This window comes from Streptacidiphilus pinicola (assembly GCF_003258295.1).
Classification (GTDB): domain Bacteria; phylum Actinomycetota; class Actinomycetes; order Streptomycetales; family Streptomycetaceae; genus Streptacidiphilus; species Streptacidiphilus pinicola.
In genome coordinates this window covers 34,338-59,880 of the sequence record NZ_QKYN01000008.1, presented here as the reverse complement: position 1 = coordinate 59,880, position 25,543 = coordinate 34,338, and the positions used below count along the sequence as shown (strand labels likewise).

The 25,543-nt window shown below is 72.5% G+C and carries 23 protein-coding genes and 1 pseudogene; 8 read left to right on the top strand and 16 right to left on the bottom strand.

Translation table 11 applies throughout. From position 1 onward, the window contains the following. Positions 1 to 32 precede the first annotated feature (32 nt). Positions 33 to 1,085, bottom strand: coding sequence for an NAD(P)-dependent alcohol dehydrogenase (locus DN069_RS01720; protein WP_111498891.1), 1,053 nt, complete (start codon positions 1,083 to 1,085; stop codon positions 33 to 35). Between the two features lie 119 nt (positions 1,086 to 1,204). On the opposite strand from DN069_RS01720, the gene DN069_RS01715 reads away from it, so the two are divergent. Next, on the top strand, positions 1,205 to 2,116 hold the full coding sequence (locus tag DN069_RS01715) for a helix-turn-helix transcriptional regulator (protein WP_111498890.1): 912 nt from the start codon (positions 1,205 to 1,207) through the stop codon (positions 2,114 to 2,116). 136 nt (positions 2,117 to 2,252) lie between these two features. After that, entirely contained in the window at positions 2,253 to 2,498 is a 246-nt protein-coding gene (locus tag DN069_RS01710) for a hypothetical protein (RefSeq protein WP_111498889.1), read from the top strand. Positions 2,499 to 2,545: 47 nt separating this feature from the next. Here DN069_RS01710 and DN069_RS01705 read toward each other — a convergent pair whose 3' ends face one another. Together DN069_RS01705 and DN069_RS01700 are read right to left on the bottom strand one after the other, a co-directional pair. After that, a complete protein-coding gene (locus DN069_RS01705; RefSeq protein WP_111498888.1) occupies positions 2,546 to 3,592 on the bottom strand; it encodes an NAD-dependent epimerase/dehydratase family protein in 1,047 nt (348 codons plus the stop codon). A gap of 49 nt (positions 3,593 to 3,641) precedes the next feature. Next, entirely contained in the window at positions 3,642 to 4,424 is a 783-nt protein-coding gene (locus tag DN069_RS01700; RefSeq protein ID WP_111498887.1) for a dioxygenase family protein, read from the bottom strand. Positions 4,425 to 4,958: 534 nt separating this feature from the next. Between DN069_RS01700 and DN069_RS01690 the strand changes: the two genes are divergently transcribed. Next, positions 4,959 to 6,224, top strand: a complete 1,266-nt coding sequence (locus tag DN069_RS01690; RefSeq protein WP_111498885.1) for an arylsulfotransferase family protein — start codon at positions 4,959 to 4,961, stop codon at positions 6,222 to 6,224. Here the strand turns inward: DN069_RS01690 and DN069_RS01685 are convergent. After that, entirely contained in the window at positions 6,167 to 7,585 is a 1,419-nt protein-coding gene (locus DN069_RS01685) for a hypothetical protein (RefSeq protein ID WP_111498884.1), read from the bottom strand. The two genes, DN069_RS01690 and DN069_RS01685, sit on opposite strands and share 58 nt — an antisense overlap. Before the next feature lie 85 nt (positions 7,586 to 7,670). After that, positions 7,671 to 7,958: a DUF1905 domain-containing protein gene (locus DN069_RS01680; protein ID WP_111498883.1), complete on the bottom strand. Its 288-nt coding sequence runs from the start codon at positions 7,956 to 7,958 to the stop codon at positions 7,671 to 7,673. Between the two features lie 190 nt (positions 7,959 to 8,148). Between DN069_RS01680 and DN069_RS01675 the strand changes: the two genes are divergently transcribed. Together DN069_RS01675 and DN069_RS01670 are read left to right on the top strand one after the other, a co-directional pair. Beyond that, on the top strand, positions 8,149 to 8,406 hold the full coding sequence (locus DN069_RS01675; protein WP_111498882.1) for a hypothetical protein: 258 nt from the start codon (positions 8,149 to 8,151) through the stop codon (positions 8,404 to 8,406). A 66-nt stretch (positions 8,407 to 8,472) separates the two neighbouring features. Continuing rightward, positions 8,473 to 8,691, top strand: a complete 219-nt coding sequence (locus tag DN069_RS01670) for a hypothetical protein (RefSeq protein WP_111498881.1) — start codon at positions 8,473 to 8,475, stop codon at positions 8,689 to 8,691. On the opposite strand, the pseudogene rho reads toward DN069_RS01670, so the two are convergent. From rho to DN069_RS01650, 4 genes and pseudogenes are all read right to left on the bottom strand, one after another. Next, positions 8,666 to 9,925: pseudogene (gene rho, locus DN069_RS01665) on the bottom strand (transcription termination factor Rho); the annotation flags it as partial. The gene DN069_RS01670 and the pseudogene rho sit on opposite strands and share 26 nt — an antisense overlap. A gap of 193 nt (positions 9,926 to 10,118) precedes the next feature. Continuing rightward, on the bottom strand, positions 10,119 to 10,772 hold the full coding sequence (locus DN069_RS01660) for a CBS domain-containing protein (protein ID WP_111498880.1): 654 nt from the start codon (positions 10,770 to 10,772) through the stop codon (positions 10,119 to 10,121). A 28-nt stretch (positions 10,773 to 10,800) separates the two neighbouring features. Continuing rightward, entirely contained in the window at positions 10,801 to 12,231 is a 1,431-nt protein-coding gene (locus DN069_RS01655) for an MBL fold metallo-hydrolase RNA specificity domain-containing protein (RefSeq protein ID WP_111498879.1), read from the bottom strand. Between the two features lie 127 nt (positions 12,232 to 12,358). Beyond that, positions 12,359 to 13,576 (bottom strand): PucR family transcriptional regulator, encoded by a 1,218-nt coding sequence (locus DN069_RS01650; RefSeq protein ID WP_111498878.1) that lies wholly within the window; start codon positions 13,574 to 13,576, stop codon positions 12,359 to 12,361. A gap of 137 nt (positions 13,577 to 13,713) precedes the next feature. Between DN069_RS01650 and DN069_RS01645 the strand changes: the two genes are divergently transcribed. From DN069_RS01645 to DN069_RS01635, 3 genes are read left to right on the top strand one after another with little or no spacing between them, the layout of a single operon-like run. Continuing rightward, positions 13,714 to 15,264 (top strand): flavin-containing monooxygenase, encoded by a 1,551-nt coding sequence (locus DN069_RS01645; RefSeq protein WP_111498877.1) that lies wholly within the window; start codon positions 13,714 to 13,716, stop codon positions 15,262 to 15,264. Beyond that, positions 15,264 to 16,097, top strand: coding sequence for an SDR family NAD(P)-dependent oxidoreductase (locus DN069_RS01640; protein WP_111498876.1), 834 nt, complete (start codon positions 15,264 to 15,266; stop codon positions 16,095 to 16,097). The genes DN069_RS01645 and DN069_RS01640 overlap by 1 nt, the downstream gene beginning before the upstream one ends. Positions 16,098 to 16,127: 30 nt before the next feature. Continuing rightward, on the top strand, positions 16,128 to 17,159 hold the full coding sequence (locus DN069_RS01635; RefSeq protein ID WP_111498875.1) for an alpha/beta hydrolase: 1,032 nt from the start codon (positions 16,128 to 16,130) through the stop codon (positions 17,157 to 17,159). Positions 17,160 to 17,253: 94 nt separating this feature from the next. Here DN069_RS01635 and DN069_RS01630 read toward each other — a convergent pair whose 3' ends face one another. The 7 genes from DN069_RS01630 to DN069_RS01600 all read right to left on the bottom strand — a co-directional run bounded on the left by DN069_RS01630 (position 17,254) and on the right by DN069_RS01600 (position 25,515). Then, a complete protein-coding gene (locus DN069_RS01630) occupies positions 17,254 to 18,921 on the bottom strand; it encodes an alkaline phosphatase family protein (protein ID WP_165845333.1) in 1,668 nt (555 codons plus the stop codon). Positions 18,922 to 19,184: 263 nt separating this feature from the next. Next, positions 19,185 to 20,420 carry a styrene monooxygenase/indole monooxygenase family protein gene (locus DN069_RS01625; protein WP_111498873.1) on the bottom strand — a complete coding sequence of 412 codons (1,236 nt, stop codon included), beginning with the start codon at positions 20,418 to 20,420 and terminating at the stop codon, positions 19,185 to 19,187. Between the two features lie 29 nt (positions 20,421 to 20,449). Further along, on the bottom strand, positions 20,450 to 21,043 hold the full coding sequence (locus DN069_RS01620) for a GTP-binding protein (RefSeq protein ID WP_243638846.1): 594 nt from the start codon (positions 21,041 to 21,043) through the stop codon (positions 20,450 to 20,452). A 31-nt stretch (positions 21,044 to 21,074) separates the two neighbouring features. Then, a complete protein-coding gene (locus tag DN069_RS01615) occupies positions 21,075 to 21,482 on the bottom strand; it encodes a DUF742 domain-containing protein (RefSeq protein ID WP_243638831.1) in 408 nt (135 codons plus the stop codon). Next, a complete protein-coding gene (locus tag DN069_RS01610) occupies positions 21,479 to 21,889 on the bottom strand; it encodes a roadblock/LC7 domain-containing protein (RefSeq protein ID WP_111498872.1) in 411 nt (136 codons plus the stop codon). The genes DN069_RS01615 and DN069_RS01610 overlap by 4 nt, the downstream gene beginning before the upstream one ends. Then, complete coding sequence (locus tag DN069_RS01605; protein ID WP_133259800.1) at positions 21,886 to 23,148, bottom strand: sensor histidine kinase; 1,263 nt, start codon at positions 23,146 to 23,148, stop codon at positions 21,886 to 21,888. Before DN069_RS01605 ends, DN069_RS01610 begins: the two co-directional genes overlap by 4 nt. 222 nt (positions 23,149 to 23,370) lie before the next feature. Beyond that, complete coding sequence (locus tag DN069_RS01600; RefSeq protein ID WP_111498870.1) at positions 23,371 to 25,515, bottom strand: ricin-type beta-trefoil lectin domain protein; 2,145 nt, start codon at positions 25,513 to 25,515, stop codon at positions 23,371 to 23,373. Positions 25,516 to 25,543: the final 28 nt, after the last annotated feature.

The window sequence follows — 25,543 nt, the reverse complement described above, 5'->3', positions numbered from 1 at the left end:
GCAGTGCTCCAGGATCCAGGGGTGAAGGAACGTCAGATCGTCGCGGTGTCGATCACGAAGCGGTAGCGTACGTCGCTCTTGAGGACGCGCTCGTAGGCCTCGTTGATCTGGTCCGCCCGGATCACCTCGACCTCCGCTCCGATGCCGTGCTCCGCGCAGAAGTCCAACATCTCCTGGGTCTGCGGGATTCCGCCGATCATGGAACCCGCCAGGGTCTTGTTCCCGCCGATGAGGGAGAAGACCTGGACCGGTACGGGCACCGGCGGCGCACCGACCTGGACCATCGCGCCGTTCGGCTTGAGCAGGGCGAGGTAGGCGTTGAGGTCGAGTTCGGCCGAGACCGTGTTGACGATCAGGTCGAAGCTGCCGGCCAGCTCCTCGAAGGTGGCCGGGTCGCTGGTGGCGTAGTAGTGGTCCGCGCCCAGCTTGAGGCCCTCCTCGCGCTTGCGCAGCGACTGGGAGAGCACCGTCACCTCGGCGCCCTTGGCGTGGGCGATCTTGACGCCCATGTGCCCGAGGCCGCCGAGGCCGACGACGGCCACCTTCTTGCCAGGGCCGGCGCCGAAGCGGTCCAGCGGGGAGTAGGTGGTGATGCCGGCGCAGAGCAGCGGCGCGGCCGCGTCCAGCGGGATGCCCTCGGGGATCTTGAGCGCGAAACGCTCGGTGACCACGACCTGCTTGGCGTACCCGCCGTAGGTGGGCAGGCCGTCGCGGCCGGTGTCGTTGTAGGTGCCGGTGGCACCGCCGGGGCCGGAGCAGAACTGCTCGAAGCCCCCCTGGCACTGCTCGCACTCACCACAGGAGTCGACCAGGCAGCCGACGCCGACCCGGTCGCCGACCTCATGCCGGGTGACGGCAGAGCCGACCGCGGCGACGGTGCCGGCGATCTCGTGGCCGGGGACCATCGGGAAGATGGCCGGGCCCCACTCCTCGTTGACCTGGTGGATGTCCGAGTGGCAGATACCTGCGTAGGCGATGTCGATCAGGATGTCGTGCGGGCCGAGCTCGCGGCGCGGGACGGTGGTGGGCTCCAGCGGCGCCTTGGCGGCCGGGGCGGCGTACGCGGGGATCGTGCTCGTAGTCATGATGCCCAGCCTGCCGCGCCGGCGGGGGTGCAGCCAGATCCTCCTCGAACGTACGCCTGCGGTTCCTACCACTGGCAGGATCACCCTGGTACGAAGGAACGCCGTCATACTTGGCTGGCATGAGCCCCGACCCGCAGCACGTCCCCGCCCCGATCGACCCGCGCAACGAGCTGAGCGAGTTCCTGCGGACTCGGCGCGCGCGGCTGCAGCCGGAGGACGTGGGTCTGCCGTACTTCGGCGTGCGCCGGCGGGTGCCGGGGCTGCGCCGCGAGGAGCTGGCGCAGCTGGCCGGGGTCAGCGTCGCCTACTACACGCGGCTGGAGCAGGGCAACGCGCACAACGTGTCGGCCGCCGTGCTGGAGGCGATCGCCGACGCGCTGCGGCTGAACCGCGCGGAGCGCGAGCACCTGGAGCACCTCGCCAAGCCCGCCCCGCGCCGCGGCCGGACGGCCGCCGTGCGCCCGCAGCGGGTGCGCCCGCAACTGCAGCACCTGCTGGACGCGATGGACTCCGTCCCCGCCTACGTGCTCGGCCGCCGCTGTGACGTGCTGGCCTGGAACCGGATGGCCTGCGCGCTGCTCGGTGACTTCGGGGCGCGTCCGCCGGAGCAGCGCAACATGGCCTGGATCATCTTCATGGACCCGGCCTCGCACGAGCTCTACGACGACTGGGAGGGCAAGGCCCAGGACGTGGTGGCGGGCCTGCGGATGGACGCCGGCCGCTCCCCCGACGACCCGCGGCTGGCCGCGCTGATCGGCGAGCTGTCGGTGAAGAGCCCCGAGTTCCGCCAGTGGTGGGCCGCCCACGACGTGCGCAGCACCGGCCCGTGCGCGAAGGAACTGCACCACCCGGTGGTCGGCCGGCTCAGCCTCGCGTTCGAGTCGCTGATGCTGCCTGCCGACGCCGACCAGATGCTGGTCACCTACGCCGCCGAGCCCGGCTCCCCCTCAGCGGAGGCCCTGCGGCTGCTGGCCAGCTGGACCGCGACGGACACCGGCGCCGCGCCGAACCGGGACCTGAGCGCGACCTGATCGCGACCTGACGTGCCACCCCGGTATCCAAGATCCCGGAACGGGGTGTTAACTAGGCCGGAAGCACGGGCAAGCCCTCCCTGTCACGCGCGTGTCCAGCGCGCTCATGTCCCGCTTCGTTAGGACGGTCCCGGGTATGCATCAGCAACTGACGCCCATCCACGCGGTCGCCCTGTACACGCTGCTCGCCCTCGCGGGCCTGTGGACCTTGATGGGCGTGCGCGCCGTCTGGCTCGCCACCTTCCGCCCCTGGGCGGTCGGCGGCAGCGGGGTGGGCCTCGACCCGGCCGAGCAGGTCTCGCTGTCGCGCGCGGAACGCCGGGCGTTCGTCGCGATAGCGAACGAGCTGAACCGGGCCAAGGCCGGCGTCTTCACCGCGTAGCCCCGCCCGCGGACCTCAGCGGCGAGGTCCGCGCCGAGCTCGGAGCGTCACGAGGCCTGCCCACGGGCGTCGTGCTCCGCCAGGATCGCCTGCTCCTTCTCCGCCGACAAGAACGGCGTCCAGGTGCCGAATTGGCGGTAGTCCTCGAAGGCGACCTGCTCCCCGCCCGGGCCGAAGAGCCACGCCGCGGTCTCGCGGACGGAGTCGGTGACCGGGCGGCAGCGCAGGCCGGCCGCGAGGGCCTTGGCGCAGGAGGCGTCCCAGGTGGCGGCGAACTCGTCGCGGCCCGCCGGGAGCCACAGCGGGAGCTCCGTCCAGGGCTCGACCTCGTGCTCGACGAAGAGCTCGTCGTCGACGTAGGTGAGCTCCGCCTTGTCGCCGGTCGCCGCGACGCACGCGTCGAGGAAGTCGCCCCAGCTGCCGTTGTCGGGCGCGCCGGGGAGCAGGTAGTCCTCCACCTCGTCGCGCCGCGGGCCGGCGAGCAGGTCCAGGCCGAAGGCGGCCAGGTCGCGGACGTCGATCAGCCGCAGCGCGCGGTCGGGCATACCGGGCACAGCCATGCGGCCGCCCTGCGCGGCGCGGCGCAGCCAGGCGGTGGTGCGGCGGGCCCGGTCGTGCGGGCCGACGATGATGCCCGGCTGCAGCACGACGACGCGTCCGGGGAAGGCGGCGCGGACGGCCTTCTCGCAGCCGTCCTTGAGCCAGCCGTACTCGCCGTCGTCCGCTCCCCCGTCGGCGCGGCCGCCGTGGCGTGGGGAGGATTCGTCCGTGGGCTCGCCCGGATAGCCGGGGTAGACGTTGATGGTCGACACGAACAGGTAGGCGTCCGCACTGCCCGCGAGCGCCTTCACGGACTTGGTGACCTCGGTCGGCACGTAGCCGCAGGTGTCCACCACCGCGTCGTAGGGCCCGGCGGCGGCGAGCGCCGCCAGGTCCCCCTCGTCGGTGCGGTCGCCGCGCAGCACGCGGGCGCCCGCCGGGTCCTGCTGGCTGCGGCCGCGGTTGAAGACCGTCACCTCCCAGCCGCGGCGCACGCCCTCCTCGGCGAAGGCCCGCCCGACGAACACCGATCCACCGATCACGAGAAGTCTCATGTCGAGGAGTCTGTGCGTCCGACGGGCCCGGCGTCACCCGAATCTGCCGTCAGCCGAACTGGAGGGAGCGCTTGGACAGGCCCATCCAGAAGCCGTCGATGACGCTGCGGCCGCTGCCGAGCTCGTTCTCGGAGGCGCCGAGGGTGACGAAGAGCGGGGCGAAGTGCTCCGTGCGCGGGTGGGCGAGGTGACCGGCCGGCGCCTTTTGCTCGAAGTCGAGCAGCGCGTCGATGTCCTGGGCCTCGAGGGCGCGGCGGCCCCAGTCGTCGAACTCGGCCATGATCGAGTGGACGCTGCCGTCCTGGGTGAGGGCGCGCAGGTTGTGCGTGAAGAACCCGCTGCCGACGATCAGCACGCCCTCGTCGCGCAGCGGTGCGAGCTTGCGGCCGATCCGCATCAGCTCGGTCGGGTCGAGCGTCGGCATGGAGACCTGGAGCACCGGAACGTCGGCGTCGGGGTACATCTCGACGAGCGGGACGTAGGCGCCGTGGTCGAGGCCGCGGTCCGGGATGTCCTGGACGGGCGTGCCGGCGCCGCGCAGCAGCTTGCGGACGGACTCGGCGAGCTCGGATGCGCCGGGGGCGGCGTAGGTGACCTCGTAGTAGTGCTGCGGGAAGCCCCAGAAGTCGTAGACCAGCGGGACGGTCGTGGTGGCGCCGAGGGCGAGCGGCGCCTCCTCCCAGTGGGCGGAGATCATCAGGACCGCCTTGGGCTTGGGCAGGCCCGCCGACCAGTCGGCGAGCTGGCCCGTCCACAGGGCGTCGTCGGCGAGCGGCGGAGCGCCGTGGCCCAGGTAGAGGGCCGGCATCCTCCCCGGCGTGGCGGTCGTCATGGCTTCCTCACTCCCATTGGTTCAAATCTGAACTACTTCCAGACTACTCCACCGAACCCCCGCCCGCGCGCTGCCGCAGGTCGATCCGGAGCGGGTGATCGTCACCGGCACCAGCCAGGGCGGCGGCTGCGGCTCGACCGCCCCGCGCCGGCTCGCCTGGCTGCGTGAGCAGGGCCTCGCCCCCAAGTAGCCCCAACCCGTCGGCGGCGCACAGCCGCTGACGGTCCGGAGAGGCGCCGCGGTGATCACCATCCGGACGTCCGTTGACGGCCGTCCGGCGGCCTGGCTAGCCTCCGTGCCATGCGGCGGAACCTCATCTCTCTGACGAAGCGCGGTCACATCGACCTGCTGCGCGTCTGTTCCGCTGCCTGTCGTCCGTGCTGAGGACGCGACCACTCCCTCTCTGAGCCCCGCGTCGGCCCGGACCTGAACCGCCCCCCGCTCCGCCCTGCCGTCATCCCCACCGAGACGGCGTCTCCGGCGTGCCCGGGGGCGGTCGCCGACGCGCGCTCCGACGCCTCACAAAGGAGCATCATGCGCACCTTCACCCCTGCACGCACCCACGCCGCGGCCCTCGCCGCGAGCGCCGCGCTCGTGACACTGCTGCCCACCACCGCCTCGGCCACGCCGACCGCGCCGGCCACCGCCACCCCACCGTTGCCGACCCTGTCCGTGCTGACCGAGAAGCCCGGCGCCGAACACGGCGACCTCTTCGTCGCCCCCAGCTCCGCCAACTCCCGCTACGGCAGCGGTGTGGAGATCCTCAGCCCGGACGGCCGCAAGGTCGTCTGGTCGCACGCCGCGCCCGCCCGGCAGGAGGCGGCCGACTTCCGCCAGCAGACCTACCACGGGCGGCCGGTGCTGACCTGGTGGCAGGGCACGGGCCTCGGCGGCGCCGCGAAGGGCGTCGACTACGTCTACGACGACCACTACCGCCGCATCGCGACCGTCCGCGCCGGTCACGGCTATGCGGCCGACGGCCACGAGTTCCTGATCACCCCGTGGAACACCGCGCTGATCCCGGCCTACACCGTGCGCACCGCGGACCTGCGCTCCCTCGGCGGCTCGGCGCACCAGAAGGTGCTCGACGGCATCGTCCAGGAGGTCGACATCCGCACCGGCAAGGTGCTGTTCGAGTGGAACAGCGCGGACCACGTGCCCTACGCCCAGAGCGAGCAGCCGCTGCCCGCCTCCCCCGACACGCCGTGGGACTGGTTCCACATCAACGCCGTCAAGGTGGACGGTCAGGGCAGGCTGCTGGTCGACGCACGCAACACCTGGACCGCCTACGAGATCTCGCACCGCACCGGCCGGATCCTGTGGCAGCTGGGCGGCAAGGCCAGCACGTTCAAGCTGACGGCCGCTCACGGGGAGGCCCTGAACAGCGCCGGACGGATCTTCGCCTGGCAGCACGACCCGGAGCCGCTCGGCGACGGCCGCTACACCTTCTTCGACAACGAGGCCGCGGGCCAGGCCAACACCGGTTCCGGCGCGGTCGCCGAACTGCCCTACAGCCGGGCCGTCACCGTCCGGCTCGACTTCCGCACCCGCACCGCGACCCTCGAGCACGCGGACGACCAGCCCTCCGGCCTCAGCGCCACCTCCCAGGGCGACGCGCAGCCGCTGCGCGACGGCGGTCTGCTCGTCGGCTGGGGCGCGCTGCCGTACGTCTCCGAGTTCGACCGCTCGGGCAAGCTCGTCTTCAACGCGTCGTTCCCGTCCGGGGTCAACAGCTACCGCGCCTACCGCTTCGACTGGCCGGCCGCACCCGCGGGGAGGACCAACACCGTCGCGGAGTAGCCCGGCAGGGGCAGCCGGCATGCGTCGGCCGCGCACGCCACCCGCAGCGGCGGCGGCGCCGCGAAAGTCCCGTCCGCCGCGACCGTGCGGCCGTTGACGGTGACGCCCGTGGTCGCCGTCGGTCCACCGGGTGCAGCGAGGCGCCAGCCGAGAGCGGTCCGGCCCGCCGCCGGGGCGGGCGTCCGTATCCCGACCGGGTCCGGTCCGAGGTTCTCCAGCACCAGGCGCTGCGCTCCGTCCGCGGAGCGCAGCGCGTGGACGGTGACCGGCCCCCGGAAGTCGGTCAGGGTGGCAGGCAGCAACTCGCCGGGCCCGAGGAGACGGAGCAGCAGCAGTCCGTAGTAGAGGGGTCGGGGCGCGAAGTGCCGCGGCGCCGTCGGACACAGCGCCGTGTAGGGGACGCAACGCGGGCTGACGGAGGTGTGGAAGTCGACCTCCTGTGCCCCGTGCTCGGCCGCCTGGAGCGCGTAGTCCACCGACCAGAGCGCGGCGGCGAAGGTGTTGCTGGTGCCGGGGATGCCGGAGCAGGACGCCGAGTTGGTCTCGGTCAGCGCCCAGGGCAGCCGTGCGGCGCGGGCGGTGGCCCCCACACTCGCGAAGTACTGCCCCTGCCGGTCCCGGGTGGCGGCGCTGAGCAGCGTGCCGCCGTTGCCGGGGTGCCGACCGCAGTGGGTGAGCGGGTAGTAGTGCGCCGTGAGCTGCGCCAGCGGCCGGGACGGCGCGAAGGCGGCCGCAGCCTGCCAGACCGGCGGGGCGGCGTCGGGCCCGGCGACGGGCACGCCGGGGGCGGCCCGGTGCAGCACGCGCCAACAGGGCATGGCCTCGGCGAGGTACGCGACGATGTCGAAGTCTTCCCGGCGCAACACGCCCGGGTAGAGGTTGGGCTCGTTCCCGCAGGCCAGCGCCCGCAACCGGGGCCCCAGGGCGGCAGCGGCCGCCGCGGCGTCGGCAGCCGTCGCGGCCGCGTCGTAGTGGCCGAGGTTCTCGCTGTAGCGCACCTGCCAGCCGCTCTCGTCGGCGAGCCGGCGCACTCCGGCGAGCGCGGCCCGGCTCGCGCCGTGGAAGCCCAGGTCGACGGAGTTGCCGCCGAACCGCATCGTGCCGGGCCCGAGCGTGCGCAGCAGCGCGGGGAGGTTGCCGCCGGCGTCGAAGCGCCCGCTGTCGAGTCCGCCCGTGGCGGAGTCGCTCTCGAAGGAGAGGCCCACCAGCCCGGCGGGCAGCGGCGCGAGGACGGCGCGTCCGATCGCAACGTCCGCGACGTTCGCGACGGGGGCGCCACTCGGGCAGCCGGCCGCGCCGAGGCCCGCCGTGCCCGCGAGCAGCGCGGCGGCGAGGGCGTGCGCAGCCGTTCGTCCGATCATGTGCCGATCCAACCAGCATTGACGAGGCCTCACCTGCCGGGACGCCGTCGCGCTCACCCAGGCGGGGCAGCGGGCGGGTCGGCGGCTAGAGACGGACCGTCAGCTCCACGCGGACCGGGTCGCCGGTGGTGAGGCGCTGGGGCAGGCGGACCGCCGCCTTCAGGGGCAGCAGATATCCGCCGTCCTTGGGGAAGAGGGACGTGGTGAAGGCGTCGCCCCCGACGCGGGCCTCGACGGGGATGACGCCCCACCCGTAGCTGGCCTGCGTGGCCACCTCGTGGATGTCGGCACACTGCTGCTCGGGGACGGGCACGAAGTAGTAGGGCGCCGGGCCGCGCCACTCGATCACGGTGCCGGAGAAGACGAGGTCCATGGGGCGTTCCGTTCCCGACGAGGGCGAGGACCGGCCCAGCGTACCGGCGCGGCGCGGCGGGTCGGCGCTGGGGAGCGCGCAGACTGGTGCCCTCACGCCGACCACGAGAGGCACCGCAGGACACATGACCGCTACGTTGAGGGTGCAGCGCACGTTTCCGTCGGCCGTGTGGGACCGCGGACCCTGGAGGGTGTTCCTCGACGCCGAGGAGGTCGCGACGATCCAGGTCAACGGGCGCCTGGAGCTGCAGGTCGAGGCGGGACGGCACACCCTGGTGCTGCGCGGCAAGGGCCGGCGCAAGAGCCCCGAGTGCGGTTTCTCGGTCACCGAGCGGGACACCCTGGTCGGCTTCGTCTGCCACCCGCAGCCGATCTGGCCGATGGCCCTGTGGGCGGCGTTCGTGCCCGCACGGTGGATCGTGCTGCAGGAGCGCCGCCTCGCCGACTGAGACCCTCCTACGGCTGGAGCGCGGGGCGCTCCGCCGACGACGAACCTGCCGAACTCCGCGACCGCGATGGCCCAGGTGAGCTTCGCCGGGAACGCGGGCTGGTTGCTGGTCTCCCCGATCGTCGGGGGGCTGGCCACGGCCGTCGGGCTCGCGGCCGCGCTGGGCGTTCTCCCCGTCGCCGCCCTGGTCATCGCCGCTCTCGCGGGCACCACCCGCCGGGCCGGACACGGCTCCGCCGGCGAGCGTCGGGGCCCGGAGGCTACGAGGCGTCGGGCCGGCTCGTGACGACCTTGCGGAGGAAGTCGGTGTTGCTCGGAGACTGCTTCAGCCGGTCCAACAGCAGTTCGGTGGCGGCCTGCGTGTCCAGCGCGTTCAGCACGCGGCGCAGCGTCCAAGTGGCGGCGGTGCGCTCGGGGCCGAGCAGCAGTTCCTCGCGGCGGGTGCCGGAGGCCTTGGGGTCGACGGCGGGGAAGATCCGCTTGTCGGCGAGCCTGCGGTCCAGCCGCAGCTCCATGTTGCCGGTGCTCTTGAACTCCTCGAAGATCAGGTCGTCCATCCGGGAGCCGGTGTCGACCAGCGCGGTCGCGACGATGGTCAGCGAGCCGCCGTCCTCGATGTTGCGGGCGGCGCCGAAGAAGCGCTTCGGCTTGTGCAGCGCAGCGGCGTCGATACCGCCGGTCAGGACGCGCCCCGAGGCGGGCGCGGCCGTGTTGTAGGCGCGGGCGAGCCGGGTGATCGAGTCGAGCAGCACGACCACGTCCTGCCCGAGCTCGACCAGCCGCTTGGCGCGCTCGATGGCGAGCTCGGCGAGCGCGATGTGCTCGCGGGCGGGCCGGTCGAAGGTGGAGGCGAGCACCTCGCCGCGCACGGAGCGCCGCATGTCGGTGACCTCCTCGGGGCGCTCGTCGACGAGGACGACCATCAGGTGCGCCTCGGGGTGGTTCTGGGCGAGCGCGGCCGCGAGCTGCTGCATGATCACCGTCTTGCCGGTCTTCGGGGGCGCGACGATCAGGCCGCGCTGGCCCTTGCCGATCGGCGCGACCAGGTCGATCACGCGGGTGCTGAGCACGCCGGGTCCGGTCTCCAGCCGCAGCTGCTGCTGCGGGTGCAGCGGCGTCAGGTCGCCGAACTCGGGGCGCTTGCACGCCCGTTCGGGCGCGAGGCCGTTCACGGCGTCGACCCGGGCCAGGGCCGGGCGGCGTTCGCCGCCCTTGCCCTTCGCGGTGGGACGGGTGACTCCGGTGAGGTGGTCACCGTTGCGCAGCCCGAGGCTGCGGACCTGACCCGCCGGCACCGACAGGTCGCCGGGGCCGGGCTGGTAGCCGGAGGTGTGCAGGACGGCGTGGCCGTCGCGGAGCTCGAGGACGCCGGAGACCTGGACCAGGTCGAGGTCGACGTCGGGTGTGGTGCTGGTGGTGCGGGTGATGGGAGGTTCGAGTGTGGTGGTCATGAAATTCGGGTCCTCTTCAGGAGGTGGTGGGGTGAGGTCCCGGCGGGCACGCCGAGGACGTCGCCATCGCGGCATGGTCGTCACGCGATGGATCGGTGGAAGGACTGCGGTGGTGCGTTGCACGTGCGGTGTACCGAGGTGGTGCTGGGATCCGGCGACGATGAACGTCAAGCCGACGGCTCGACCGCGAAGAAATCGCGGGAGCGGCGGAGGCTCAGCCTTCCGCTGCACCCCATAGTAACAGGTACGGATCGGTGGTTTGTCAACTGCCCAGCGCGAAGTTCACATCCACCACGCCGTCGACGGCGCCCACCGCGAGGGCCACCGCGGGAATGCGGGACGAGTCGCCCAGCGCCCCGCCGACGGTGACGACGCCTTGGGCCAGCGTGACCGTCAGACCGGCGGCGACCTCCGCGCCGAGGGTGCGAGCGAGGGCCGCGCGGACCTCGTCCGCGAGGGCCGCGTCCTCCGCGAGGAAGACCTTGAGGACGTCCGCGCGGCTGACGATGCCGATGAGTTCGCCCTCCTCGTCCACCACCGGGAGCCGCTTGACCCGGCGTTCCAGCATGATGCGGGCCGCGCCGGCGACGGTCTCCTCCGGTGGGACGGTGACGGCGGGGGCGGTCATCAGGTCGTCGGCGACCAGGGCCGCGAGGCGGGCGGCCTGGTCGGGGTCGAGGAGAGCGGCGCGCATGCCGAGCTTCTGCTGCCGGCCCGCCTCCTTGAGCAGCAGGTCGGCCTCGGAGACGACGCCGATCACGCGGCCGCGGGCGTCCAGCACCGGGAGCGCGCTGATCCGGTGCTCGTCCATCAGCAGGGCCAGCTCCTTGAACGGGGTGCGGCTGGTCGCGGTCACCACCTGGGTGCTCATGATCTCGTGGACGGTGCGGCCGGCCGGGGGCGCGTGACTGGTCAACTCGGCTCCCTCTCAGCGGATCAGGCTCTCACCGGATCAGGACGTGTTCGCCGGAGCGCGGCACGACCGCGCACCAGCCGAGCTCGCGCTCGATCCTGTCGCGCAGCGCGGCGGAGGACTCCGGCTCGCCGTGGACGACGTAGACGGTCTTCGGCGCGGGGGCGTCGCGCAGCCAGGCGATCACCTCCTCCGCGTCGGCGTGGGCGGAGAAGCCGCCGATGTCGACGACCTCGGCGCGGACGGGCACGTAGGTGCCGTACATCTTCAGCGAGCGCGCGCCTTCGAGCAGGTCGCGGGCGCGGGTGCCCTTGGCCGCGAAGCCCACGACGAGCACGGTGTTGCGCGGGTCGGGCAGCAGCCGGCGCAGGTGGTGCACGACGCGGCCACCGGTGGCCATGCCGGAGGCGGAGACGATGACGGCGGGCAGCGGGCTGTTCTGGATCGCCATCGACTCCTGGACGCTGCGGGCGGCCTTGAACGGCGCGGGGTCCAGCGAAGAGTCCAGGTCCGCCTCGGCCCGCGGCCGGAACTGGTCCGAGCCGCGGTCGGCGGCGTCCTGGTAGATCTTCAGGGCGGCCAGCGCCATGGGGCTGTCGACGTAGACGGGAACGGCGGCGGAGAGACGCCCGCTGCGGCGCAGCTCGGCGAGCTCGTGCAGCACCACCTCGGTCCGGTCCACGGCGAAGGAGGGGATCAGCACAGTGCCGCCGCGCGCGAGCGTGCGGGTGATCGCCTGGGCGAAGTGCTCGCGGCTCTGCGCGTCGTCGTGGCCGCGGTTGCCATAGGTGGACTCGACGAGCAGCACGTCCGCGCCGGTGAACGGGTCGGGCGGGCGCAGCAGCGGGTGGACGGGACGGCCGAGGTCGCCGCTGAAGGCGACGGTGCCGCCGTCCTCCAGGGTCAGGTGGGCCCAGCTGGAGCCGAGGATGTGGCCGGCGTGGTGCAGGCGCAGCATGGTGCCGGGCGCGATCTCGGTGAACAGGCCGAGTTCGGTGGGCCGCAGCAGCGCCAGCACCTCCTCGACGTCCGCCTGCGTGTAGAAGGGCTCGGCCGGGCGGTGCTTGGACCAGCCCTCGCGGTTGGCGTGCTCGGCCTGCTCCTCCTGCAGGTGGGCGCTGTCGCGCAGGACCAGCTCCGCCAGGCGGGCGGTGTCGGGCGTGCAGAAGATCGGGCCGCGGAAGCCCTCGCGCACGATCCGCGGCAGGTAGCCGGTGTGGTCGAGGTGGGCGTGCGTGACCACGACGGCGCGGACGTCGCGCGGGTCCAGCGGCAGCGGACGCCAGTTGCGGCGGCGCAGCTCGGCCTGGCCCTGGAACATGCCGCAGTCGACCATCACCCGCGCGTGGTCGGTCTCGACGAGGTACTTGCTGCCGGTGACGGTGCCGACGCCGCCGAGGAAGGTCAGTAGCCCGGGACGCAGGGCCGGTTCGACGGGACTTCCTGCCCCTGCGTCGCTCATGGGAGTCCTCGCCTCGTCGGAGCCCTCTAACCGGCCGCCGTCGGCGCCCGTGTCCTGCGGCCGGCCGCGCCTCCAGGGTCACCGATGCGCTGCCGGGTCGCCACCGGGGCGGCGCCGGCGCGCGGCCTCAGCCGTGGGGTCGCCAGCGAAGGACCTCCAGGGCGGCGGCGACCTCCACGACGTTCTCGGCGAGCGGGCGCGGCAGCAGCCGGTCGGCGCGGGCGAGGCGGCGCAGCAGGGTGTTGCGGTGGACGTAGAGCCGCGCCGCCGCGTGGGAGGCGTTGCACTGGGCGGCGATGAAGACCCGGACCGCCTCGGCGACCTCCGGTTCGGCGCCCTCCAGCGCCCCGAGGACGCGTCGGACGAAGTGCTCGGCGTCCTTCGGCTCCGCCGTCAGCAGGGCGACGAGCTCGACCTCGTCGTGGGTGGCGACGCGCTGCGGGGAGGCGAGGCGTGCGAGCATGCGCTGCACCGCGAGCGCGTCGAGGTGGCCGCGCCGGAAGCCGCCCACGCCCGCGCCGGTCGAGCCGACGGCGATCCGCACACCCGCGGCGGCCCCGGCCCGCGCGCGCAGCTCCTCGGGATCGGGGCGGCCGTGCACCCAGACCCAGCGCGTCGCGGCGCCTGCGAGGACGACGAGCGGGCGCGAGTCCGCAGCCGCCGCGGCGACCAGCTCGGCCGAGCGGTCCAGCGCGGCGAGGTCGGTCTCCGCGCCGTCGCTCCAGACCACGGCCGCGGTGTGCTCGCCCGCGAGCCGGTAGCCCAGGCGCTGTTCGGCGCGGGCAGCGGGGATCGGGGCGCCGTCGAGCAGCAGGCTGACGGTCTCCAGGCGTTCCGCGTGGCTGCCGGAGGTGAGCTCCTCGCGTTCCCTGGCGATCTGCTCGGCGACGCCGGCGATGGTGTCGTCGACGAAGGCGGCGATCGAGTGGGTGGTGACGAGCAGCAGTTCGCGCAGCTCCGCCAGGTCGGAGGTGAGGCCGAAGCAGATCTCGGTCCACAGCCGCAGCGCCACCGCCTGCCCGGCGCGGTAGGCGTCGAGCGCGGTCTCGTTCAGGCCGCGCCGGACCAGGTCGCGGGCGATGTCGACCTGCGGCGGGCCGACGTTGGGCGGGACCCGCAGCCCAGGGGCCTGCACGTTGGCGGCGGCCCAGAAGAGCAGGTTGGAGCGGTTGGCCCGGCGGGTGGCGGCGGCGAGCGCGGGATCGTCGGCGAGCTCCTTGTTGTGCGGGCCGGAGAGCGTGGCCACGTCGATCTCCCGCAGCCACTCCTCCGGTGCGCGGACGGCCAGCTCGGCGCCCTGCCGGATCAGCTCCCGCACCCGGGGCGACGGTGGTTCCCACAGCATGCGTCCAGCGTAGGGCAGGTATGGTGCACTCTGCTGCACAGCAGCCCGAGATCGGTGCAACCTGCCCATAGGCCGGGGCGGCCGCGCGCGGCGACGATGATCGGCAACCAGGTCCACACGCGCGACGGGAGCTCACGATGGCCGCGACAGACGGTACCCCGACCGGGGACGACACGGCGACGGGTGCGGCGAGGTCCGTCGACGTGCTCATCGTCGGCGCCGGGATCTCCGGCATCGGCGCGGCCTACTACCTGCAGCGCGAGCACCCGGGACGCAGCTACGCGATCCTGGAGGCCCGCGAGGCCTCCGGCGGCACCTGGGACCTGTTCCGCTACCCCGGCATCCGCTCCGACTCCGACCTGCACACCTTCGGCTACGAGTTCAAGCCGTGGCGGGACAAGGACGCGATCGCGAGCGCCGACAAGATCCTTGCCTACCTGCGCGAGACCGCGGCCGAGCACGACATCGACCGCAGGATCCACTACCGCACCCGGGTGCTCGCCGCCTCGTGGAGCTCCGCCGACGCCCGCTGGACGGTGGAGACGGAGCGCACCGACACCGGTGAGCGGGCCCGCTGGACCTGCAACTGGGTCTTCGCCGCCGCCGGCTACTACCGCTACGACGAGGGCTACACGCCGGGATTCACCGGCCGCGAACGGTTCGGGGGCACGATCGTCCACCCGCAGCACTGGCCGGAGGACCTGGACGTCAGCGGCCGGCGGGTGCTCGTCGTCGGCAGCGGCGCGACCGCCGTCACCCTCGTTCCGGCGCTGGCCGGGGACGCCGCCCACGTGACGATGCTGCAGCGCACCCCGACGTACATCATGCCGGTGCCGGCCCAGGACAAGGTGGCCAACCTGCTGCAGCGCCTGCTCGGCGAGGACCGCGGCTACGCGCTGGCGCGGCGCAAGAACATCGCCCGCTCGCAGGCGATCTGGCGGCTCTTCCAGAAGTACCCCAAGACCGCGCGGAAGCTGATCCGACGGGTCAACATCAAGCAGTTGCCCGAGGGTTATCCCGTCGACGAGCACTTCAACCCGCCATACGACCCGTGGGACCAGCGTCTGTGCGCCGTCCCGAACGGCGACCTGTTCCGGGAGATCCGGGCCGGCCGGGCGTCGGTGGTCACCGACCGGATCGCGACCTTCACCGAGCAGGGCGTGCGGCTGGAGTCCGGCCGGGAGCTCGAAGCAGACGTGATCGTGACCGCGACGGGGCTCAACGTGCAGGCGATGGGCGGCATCGGGCTGAGCGTGGACGGGCGGGCGGTGCGGCTCGCCGACACCGTCGCCTACAAGGGCATGATGCTCTCCGGCGTGCCGAACTTCGCCTACTCCATCGGCTACACCAACTCCTCCTGGACGCTCAAGGTCGGCCTGCTCTGCGAGCACTTCTGCCGGCTGCTGGCCCACATGGACGGCCTTGGCCTCGACACCGCCGTCCCCGTCCCGGCCGATCCGGCCATGCCCACGCGGCCGCTGCTCGACTTCGGGGCGGGCTACATCCAGCGCGCGATCGACAAGCTCCCCCAGCAGGGCGAGCGGGCACCGTGGCTGACCTCGATGAGCTACCCCGACGACGTGAAGCTGCTGCGGCACCTGCCGGTGACCGACCCTGAGCTGCGTCTGAGCGTCAGTCCGGGGACCTCGACCGCCCACTCCCCCGCCGCCGCGGAGGTCTCCGCCTGATGGACCGTTTCGACTTCACCCGCGGCACCGCCGTCGTCACCGGCGCGGCGAGCGGCATCGGCGAGCAGCTCGCGCACGTCCTGGCCCGGCGCGGCAGCGCGCTGGCCCTGGTGGACCGGGACGCCGAGGGACTGGAACGGGTGGCCGAGGCGGTCCGCGCCGACGGCACACGGCCGGTCACGACCTACGTCGCCGACCTGGGCGACGACGCGGCCGCCCATGCGCTCGGCGCGACCCTGGCGGCCGCGCACCCGGACACGACGCTGCTGGTCAACAACGCGGGCGTGGCACTGGGCGGCACCTTCGAGCAGGTCAGCGAGGAGGAGTTCGACTGGCTGATGGCGATCAACTACCGGGCCGTCGTCACGCTGACGCGGGCGCTGCTGCCGGTGCTGCGGGCCAACCCCGGCTCGCACCTGGTCAATCTCTCCAGCCTGTTCGGGCTGATCGCCCCGCCTGGTCAGGTCGCCTACGCCACCAGCAAGTTCGCCGTGCGCGGCTTCACCGAGGCGCTGCGCGCGGAGCTGGCCGGGCAGGTCGGGGTGACGGTGGTGCACCCGGGCGGCATCCGGACCCGGATCGCGCAGAGCAGCCGGGTGGCCGCGAGCGTGTCGGCCGGCGAGGAGGCCTCGGAGAAGGCCGCGTTCGACCGGCTGCTGAGCTACCCGCCCGAGAAGGCCGCCGCGGAGATCGTCGACGCCGTCGAACGGCGTCGGCCGCGGCTGCTGATCGCGCTGAGCGCGAAAGTGCCCGACCTGCTCGCGCGGATCGCACCGGCGCACTACACGACGCTGCTGGGCCTTGTGATGAGGGCGGCCCGTCGGTCAAAGTGAACCCAGATTCAACTCCCCGGAAGGACCTCCATGCACGAGCCCGACTGGCAGCCGGACATCCTCGGCGACGGCTACGTCCAGCACACCATCGACCTGGGCACCGACCCGGACGGCGAGGGGTCCGTCGCCGCCGTGCTGGTACGGCGTGAGCCTCGGCCGGACGAGTCCGTGCGCGGCGCGCTGCTCTACGTGCACGGGTTCTCGGACTACTTCTTCCAGACGGAGCTGGCGGACTTCGCCGCCGCGCGCGGCCTCGCCTTCTACGCGCTCGACCTGCGCAAGTGCGGCCGGGCCCGGCGCGCGGGGCAGACCGCGCACTACGTCTCCGACCTCGCGCTCTACGACGCCGAGCTGGAGCGGTCGCTGGCGGTCGTCGCCGAGGAGCACCCCGGGCTGCCGGTGGTGCTGATGGCGCACTCCACCGGCGGCCTGGTGCTGCCACTGTGGCTGGACCGCCGCCGGGCCGCCGGGCGCGTCGCGCCGGTCGCGGGCCTGGTGCTGAACAGCCCGTGGTTCGACCTGCAGGGCAAGCCGTTCCAGCGCGGGCCGCTCACCCAGGCGCTGCGGGTGCTCGCCCGCGTCGCGCCGCTGCGTCCGCTCTCCCTGCCGCCGAGCACGGTCTACGGCGACTCGGTCCACGTCGGCGCGCAGGGCGAGTGGGACTTCGACACCGAGCTCAAGCCGCTGAGCGGCTTCCCGGTCACGCACGGCTGGCTCAACGCCGTCCGGCGCGGCCACGCCCGTCTGCACAAGGGCCTGGACGTCGGCGTTCCCTCGCTGGTGCTGCGCTCGGACCGGAGCCACTGGGCCCGCACCTGGTCCAAGCAGGCCGACCGGGCCGACACCGTCCTGGACGTCGAGCAGATCGCCCGCTGGTCGGGCTGCCTGGGCGGCGAGACCACCGTCGTCCCGATCCCGGGCGCCCGCCACGACGTGGTGCTCTCCGAGCGTGACGCGCGCGAGCGCGCCTACGCGGAGATGGGCGCCTGGCTGGACCGGCAGCCGCTGACGGCAGCCGAGACGGACGACTCCCCCGAGACGGACGCCGTCGCCGCGTCCTGACCGTCCGTCCGAAGCGGACTCCTTGACGACAGCGAGCCCCGTCGGGTCCGGACCTTGAGGGTCCGGACCCGACGGGGCTCAGCGCGTCAGCGTGTCAGCGCTTGAGCGGGAGGACCGGGGTGCGGTCCGCGCGGACGGCCGTCAGCGACTGGGGGTCGAGGCCCAGCAGCTGAAGGATCGTCGGGGCGATCGAGGTCGTGTGCACGCCGCCGCCGAAGACCGCGCCCTGGGTGGCGCCGGCGCCGGAGACGACCAGCGGGACGTCGAGGTCGTCGGCGTGGGCGCCGCCGTGCTCGGCGATCTTGCCGGTGCCGCCGGTGTAGACGACGCCGTACTGCGAGATGCCGAAGATCTGCGGGACCCGGTCGTCGTTGACGGTGGTGCCGAAGTACGTGGCGGCCGCCGCGCCCGCGTAGACCGTCTGCAGGCCGCCGCGGGTGAAGGCCTTGGGCGCCTTGTTGATGTCGGTGCCGAAGCCGGACTGCGCGAGCAGGTAGTGCTTGGCGAAGTCGGCCGCGGCCTGCGAGCGGTCGCTCAGCCACATCAGCACGCCGTCGTCGTCCACGGCGTGGGCGACCAGGTCCGCGGTGGCCTTCGGGTGAGCCTTCTTCCAGGCGGCGTTGAGGCCGTCGATCAGCTTGCCGTCGTCGATCCGGGTCAGCGCGGCCGGCTTGGTCGGCGACTGGCCGTGCTTGGCGGAGAGGATGACGGTGGTGGTCCTGGCCAGGCCGTCCTTCTTCAGCTCGGCGAGCAGCCGGCCGACCTGGGCGTCGACGAACGCCAGGTTCTTCGCCACCAGCGGGCCCGGGGTACCGGCCTTGCTGTAGCCGCCGGTGAGGCTGTCGGAGGTGGGCAGCTTCTGGGCGGTGGAGACCGACTGGAAGTTCATGCCGAAGATGGCGGGGGTCCCGACGTGCTTGGCGCCGGAGTGGTCCTTGCCGTCGATCTCGTTGAGGACCGCGTCCACCTTGTACGTGTCGTACTTCTCGGTCGCCGAGTTGGTCTGCGTCCAGTCGGTGCCGGCCGGGTAGCCGATGGCCTGGCTGTTGATCTCCGGGGAGAACATGTCGTCGATGCCGGAGCCGGAGGCGCCGTCCAGGATCTGGTACGCGATGTGCTTGTCGGACCAGGCCGTGCGCAGGCCCGCCTTCTGGGCGACGCTGAAGACCGTGTTGGCGCGCAGGTAGGAGCTGGGCAGGATCGGCTTGCAGGTCTTCGGGTCGACCGGCAGCTTGGACCGGTCGATGTTGGTCAGCGGGTTGCCGGACATCGCCAGGATGTTCTGCGGCAGGTTCTTCAGGCCCTGGCCGGCGTCGATCGAGTTCTTGTTCTTGTCGATGTCCTCGGTGAGGTCGACCTCGGCGCCCAGCTTGGCGGTCTTGCAGTTCGTGGTGCCGACCGGGAACAGCGCGGAGCTGTAGGTGTCGTCGTAGTAGACGCCGGTGGTGCCGGGCGTGCCACCCGTCACCTGGGCCACCATGCCGGGGAACGAGTCCGACGGGATGGTGGTCTGGGCGTGGGTGAACTCCGTACCGCCGTGCACCAGGCGCGCCAGCGCGGACTTCGGGTGCTGCGCGACGTACCAGGCGAGGTCCGTCTGGTGGAGACCGTCCACGGAGAGCAGCAGCACGTGCTTCGCGGCGGCTGCCGGGCGCTGCGCTGCGGCGGTGGACGCCTGCGCGGTCGCCTGGGAGGCGATCACGCCGACCAGGACGCCGGCCGCGCCGATCGCGGTGGTCAGCCTGATGGTCTTCTTGGTCACGACAACTCCGTGGGTGGGTAGTGCGGAACGTGCCGTCACAGAACAGTCGATCGAGTGGGCCGTAGGGCCACGTCCCGGTGAACGCATGACGACGATTCAGCTCGATTACTACGCGGCGTGTACTACACAGGATGCACTATCCCCGCATGGCGACGACTCTCCCGGCCGAGGTCCTCGCCGCACAACGCCGACAGCCCGGCCCGACGCCGCCCGAGGGCGGGGTCGGACCGGGCTGATCCGGCGTCAGCGGCGGGGAGGCCCGCTCAGCCCTGGCTGAAGGAGCCCAGGTAGGCGTCGGCCGCGTCCGGCGTGAAGAACCAGTTCGGGAAGTCCGAGGGGTTGTCGAAGCCGTTGGCGAAACGGTCGGCGACCGGCTGGATCTGGCCCGCGGCCCCGATCAGGTTGAGCACGTGCTCCGGCGGCGGGGCCAGCATCGCGTTCGTCCACGCCGTGACGTCGCCCGCGGCGCTCGCCCAGAAGGACTCGAAGGTGCGCTCCATGAAGGCGCGGTCGAACGGACCGTCACCCTGGGCGCGGATCGCCTCGATGTAGTGCGCGGCGCACTTGGACGCGGTGTTGGAGCCCTGGCCGGTGATCGGGTCGTTGGCGACGACGACGTCCGCGACGCCCATCACCACGCCGCCGCCCGGCAGCTCGCCCACGGGCTTGCGCACGGTCGGCGCGTAGCGGCCGGCCAGCGTGGCGCGGGCGTCGGTCAGCTCGACGCCGCGGGTGCGCTCGTACTCCCACGGGGTGTAGGTGCGCATCAGGTCCAGCGTGCGGTGCAGGTGCTCCTCGGGGTCCAGCGCCGGCTCGAACACGTCGAGCGGGCCGCCCGGGATGCCCTCCCAGAAGAGGATGTCGCACGGGCCGGAGAGCGTGTAGGCGGGGATGACGAAGAGCTCGCCGACGCCCGGCACCAGATTGCAGCGCACCGCGGGGAAGTCGTGCTCCGGGCGCGGGGCGAGGCCGTGCACGTAGGAGACGGCGAGCGCGCGCTGCGGCGTGCTGTAGGGCGAACGCTCCGGGTCGCGGGCGAACATCGAGACCAGCTCGCCCTTGCCGGCGGCGACCAGGGTCAGGTCGTAGCCGCGCACGAGGTAGTCGAGGTCGGAGACGGTGACGCCGTTGACGACGACCTTGCCGCCGCGCTGCGCGAACAGCTCCAGCCAGCCGGGCATCTTGACGCGCTGGTCGACGGACTGGGCGAAGTCGTCGAGGTGGCCGACCCAGTCGATGACGCGGGCGGCCTCGGGGCCGCTCACCGAGACGCCGAGGCCGAGGGCCTTGGGGGCCTCCGCCTCCCACAGGTTGATGCCGAGGTCACGCTCGTGCCCGAGCGAGGTGCGGAACATGCACTGGGTCGACATCACGCGGCCCGCGCGGACCTCGTCCGGGGTGCGGTCGGTCATCACCGTGACGTCGTGGCCGTCGTTCTGCAGGCCGAGGGCGGTCTGCATACCGGACTGGCCGGCGCCGACGACGAGTATTCTCGCCAAGTTGTGCTCCAGGTGTTGGTGGTGACTGGTCAGACGGCCGTGACGGCAAGGGTGTGCTGCACCAGCGCCGCCAGCGTCCGTGCCGAGGAGGCGCGGGAGCGGGCGTCGCAGTGCAGCAACGGCACGCCCGCGTGCAGGCTGAGCGCGTCGCGGATGTCCGCCTCCTCGTAGAAGGGCGAGCCCTCGAACTCGTTGACGGCCACGACGAAGGGCAGCCCGCTGCTCTCGAAGTAGTCGACCGCGGGGAACGCGTCCTCCAGGCGCCGGGTGTCGAGCAGCACCACCGCGCCCACCGCGCCGCGGGCCAGGTCGTCCCACATGAACCAGAAGCGCCGCTGGCCCGGTGCGCCGAAGAGGTAGAGGATCAGGTCGTCCGCGATGTGCAGCCGGCCGAAGTCCATCGCCACGGTGGTGGTGGTCTTGCCGGAGCCGGGAGTCAGCTCGTCGGTGCCGCTTCCGGCGTCCGTCATGATCGCCTCGGTGCGCAGCGGGGTGATCTCGGAGACGGACGCGACCATGGTGGTCTTGCCGACGCCGAAGCCACCCGCGATCACGATCTTCGCGGAGGTCACCGGCAGTTCGGTGAGCGGGATGCCGGGCGTCACCGCCCCGCCGCCGGGCACCGCACGGCCGGCGGCCCGGTCGGTGCGGGTGTCAGGCCAGGTCACGAAGGCCTCCGAGGATTCTTTCGAGCACCACACGGCCCGGACGGCCCGGGACGCCGATCGGCGAGCCGGAGGCGCCGACGCTGACGGTGCTGCCGTGCACGCGGATCCGGCCCGCGTCGACGAGGTCACTGACCCAGACGCGGACGACGCCCAGCGGCAGCGTCAGCAGGGCGGAGACCTCGGCGATGGACCGCATCTGACCCTCGCACAGCGCGCAGATCCGCTCCAGCTCCGGCATCGCGGACGCGGGCGGCCGGCCCGGCCAGGACCCGAGCCCCGAGTGCTGCTCGACCGCCGAGATCAGGGTCTCGACGAGCAGCACCTGACCGAAGCGGGTGCGGCCGCCGGTGAGCGCGTAGGGGCGCACGCGGAGCGAGCGCGCGGGGACAGTCACCGGAACGCCTCCTGGACGTCTGTGCGGACGTGCGCGGTGAGCACGTGACCGGCCTGCTCGACGAGCCGGGCCATCTGGAACGCCGCGACGCTCAGGTCGCAGTCGCGGGTGGTGTAGGCGGCGAGGCAGGCGGTCCGGTCGACGCACATCAGAATCAGCGTGCCCTCGGCCAGGGTCACCACGGTGCGCTTGAGCGTGCCGTAGTCGAGCAGCGTGGTCAGGCCGGCGGCAAGGCCGTTGATGCCGGCCACGAAGGTCGCCAGTTCCTCGGCCGGGCAGTGCTCGTCGACCGCGACCAGCGGCAGCCCGTCGGTCGAGACCAGCGCGAGCGCTCGCAGGCCCGGTGTGCCCATCAGCACATCGCCGAGCAGCCAGCGCAGCCGGAGCTGCGGGTTCGCCTGGGTCATGCCTTGTCGTCCTCCTCGCGCGGGGCTGCGGCCGCGCGCAGTCCGTTCTGGAAGCCGCCGAGGCGGCGGCGGAGGTCGTCGGCGGAGGAACCGGCGTCCTCCGTCCGCGCGCTCTCGGGGCTCGGGTCGGTGAGCTGCGCCAACTGGCCGCTCTCGCCGGGGACCCGCTTGGGCAGCCCGTTGGCGGGGGCGCGCTCGGCGGTGCGGGAGGCCGCGCCGACGGGCTGCGGGACGGCGGAGAGGCCGGGGCCGCGCAGCCGGGTCGAGGCCGGGGGCGGTTCGGCGGACGCCGGCACCGGGAGGCCGGCGGGGGCCTGCAGGGCCGGGGCAGGGGCCTCGGTGAGCAGCATCGCGGGAAGCGCCACCAGCGCGGTGGTCCCGTCGCCGCCGGCACTCGCGCGCAGCTGGACGCGCAGGTGGAGACGGCGCGAGAGCAGGGTCACCACGCGCAGGCCGAGCGAGCGACCGCTGCCGTGGCCGACCTCGTGGGTCTCGGCCTGCTCGGCGAGGGCGAAGTTGGCCTGACGCAGCATCGCGTCGGTCATGCCGATGCCGCGGTCCGCGATGGAGACCATGACCTCGCCGCTGTCGAGGTGCCAGGCGGTGACGGTGACGGCCTCGGTGGGCGGGGAGAAGGCGGTGCCGTTGTCGAGCAGCTCGGCGAAGACGTGGCTGAGGTCGTCGGCCACCTCGGGGCGCAGGTGGACCGGCGGAAGCGCCGTCAGGTGCACGCGCTCGTACCGCTCGATCTCCGAGAGCGCCGCGCGCAGCACGTCGAGCAGGGAGGCGGGCGTACCAGGGCGTCCGGCGCGGTGCTGCTCCGCACCGGCGAGCAGCATCATGTTCTCGCTGTTGCGGCGCATCCGGGTGGCCAGGTGGTCCAGCTGGTAGAGCTGCTCCAGCCGCACCGAGTCGGATTCCATCTCCTCCAGGCCCTCCAGGCTGCCGAGCTGGCGCTCCACCAGGGCGAGCGAACGCAGCGCGAGGTTGGCGAGCACCTCGCCGCCCTCGCTGCGGCTGCGGCGCAGCTCGTCGGCCGCGTCGTCCAGCTCCTGGGTCATCCGCGCGTTGTGCTCCTGCGCCTGTCCGAAGGCGCGCTCCAGGTCGTCATAAGCCCGTCGCAGCCCGTCCATCGCCTGGTCGCGGGCCGCCCGCTCGCGCCGGTTGGTGCCGCGCGAACGTAGCGCCCAGATCAGCAGGACCAGCACCAGCAGCGCGGCTCCGCCGGCTATGGCCTCAGGGGCGTTCGGTGTGGACACGTATCCCCACAGTTCGGCGCAGCAGCATGCGCATTCGAAACAAACACAACATATGACACGTCCATCACATCACACGGACGATTCCGTATTCCACCCCGGCTGCGGGGGCTCCGTCATATCCTGCCTGCTACTAGGCAGTTCGCCTGTGAGGATAATGTGACGAAACGCCACCCCACTGGGTGGTGTGCCCAGTGGGGTGGCGTTCAGCAGTTCGAGCGCAGCTCAGGGATACGAGGTGAGGTCCGCCACCGTCGACCCGCTCGACACCGTCGCGCCGGTGCTGTTGACGATGTGGTCGATCGTGCCGGTGCCGCCGAGCGAGACGTCCATGACGTCGTGCAGTGACACCCCCGAGGTGTTCGGCACCTCGACGGCGTGGTCGGCCACCTCGCCCGGATTGGAGCTGAAGTAGCAGTAGACGCCCAGGCCGTAGGCCTGGTGGTCGGTGACCCCGGGCGCCACCTCGTAGGAGGCCCAGCCGTTGCTGTTGCCGTTCATCCACGCCGCCTGGTTCGGCGGGTCGTAGGGCATCTCGGACTGGTAGAAGTAGGTCCGTCCGCCGTTGCCGTTCCACTGCGTCTGGTACTGCTGGTAGTGCTCGACGGCGAGCCCGTACATGGTCACGTCGTTGCCGTTGACGACCAGGCCGTTGTTCGCCGTGTTGCTGGTCCAGCCGACGCCGTTGCCGTGGTCGGCGCGCCAGAGCCACAGGTCGTCGCCGATGGTGTTGTTCGCGTTGACGTCGAGCGTGTGGTCGGCCTTGCCCAAGGTGGCGCCGCCGACCCGGAAGTACACGTCGGAGAGCACGTTCGGGTCGGCCGCGTGGTCGGCCGAGGCGCCGGACGGGCCGATCTGCATCAGCGAGGCCGAGTCCGTGGTGCCGGCGTCGACGATGAGCCCGGCGATGCGGACGCCGCCGACGTCGTCGGTGGCGATCGCGGTCGAGCCGTTGTTCGCGACCAGGGTGGCCAGACCCAGACCCAGGATGACCGTGTCGGCGCGGGTGACGTGCAGGGTGTCGCTCAGCTGGTAGACGCCGGGGGTGAAGACGAGGTTCTTGCCGGCGGCCAGCGCCGCGTTCAGCGTCGCCGAGGTGTCGGACGGGGTGGCGATGTAGAAGGCGCTCAGCGGCAGCGAGCTGCCGGGCGGGGTCTGGCCGTTGGTCCAGTCCGCACCGGTGGAGTTGCTGCGCGCCGACGGCACGAAGACGTTGTAGTTGCCCGAACCGTCGACGTAGAGGCTGGGCTTCTCCACGCTGGTCGGGGTCTGGCCGACGGTCGTGTAGGGCGGGTTGGGGAAGCTCTGCGCGGGCGCGCCGGTGTCGCCGACGAAGACCATGTTCCAGTTGGAGCCGGTCCAGCTGCCGAACTCGTCGTTCCGGGAGAGCCACTGCTGCTGGCTGCCGGAGTTGACCTGGCCGTCCACCTTGGCATCGCCGAGGAACCCGCCGCTGGACCAGCCGCCGTTGTCGTCGAGCACCACGTTGCCCTGGATGTGCACGCGCCGCATCGGCGAGGCCTGGGAGACGGCCCACTTGGTGCTGCCGGAGCTGGGCGCGATGTTCAGGTTCTCCACGCCGCGCCAGAAGTTCTCGGTGGCGTTGCCGCCGTTCCACTGCGCGTCGGCGTGCACGCCGCCGCCCGTGATGGTGGTGTCGTCGGGCGACTGTCCGAGGCCGAGGACCTGGGTGTAGAAGCCGACCGGGACGTCGACGTTGTAGCTGCCGGGCTTGAACAGCACCGCGTAGCGGCTGGTGCCGAACTGGTTGGACTGCTGCTGACTGTAGACGGAGTTGATCTGACTCTGGATCGAGGCGGCCGACATGGACGGGTCGAAGACCAGCACGTTCGGCCCGAACGGGTTGGTCGTCGGCGTCGTGCTGGGCAGAGTCCACTGCTGGTTGGCGTTGCCGGAGCAGGCCCAGATCTGGGCCTGGGTGCCGGGCGTGGTGGACCAGTTGGTGTCGTCCAGGCACTTGCCCGACTGCGGGTTCAGCAGCGAGCCGTTGGACTGCGGCTGCCACACCTGGGCGCCGGTCCCGTTGCAGTCGTACAGGTCCACGGCCGTGCCGTTCGCGGTCCCACCGCCGTTGATGTCCAGACACTTGCCCAGCACCCGCAGCGTGCCGTCACCGCCGACGGTCCACTGCTGCGCGGCCGACCCGTTGCACGTGTACACCTGCACCGGATTGAAGTTGGCCGTCGACGCCGACCGGTCGTCCAGACACAGACCCCCGTACCCCGTCACCTGACCGACGGCGCCGGCAGCGGTGGCGGCGTGGGCCGTCGCGCCCAGACCGAGCGGGAGTTGTATCAGCACTGCTGCGGCGGAGACGAGGAGCCAGGGCCGCCCGCGGGAAGACAACATGACGAGACCTTTCGGCCGTACCGGTGGG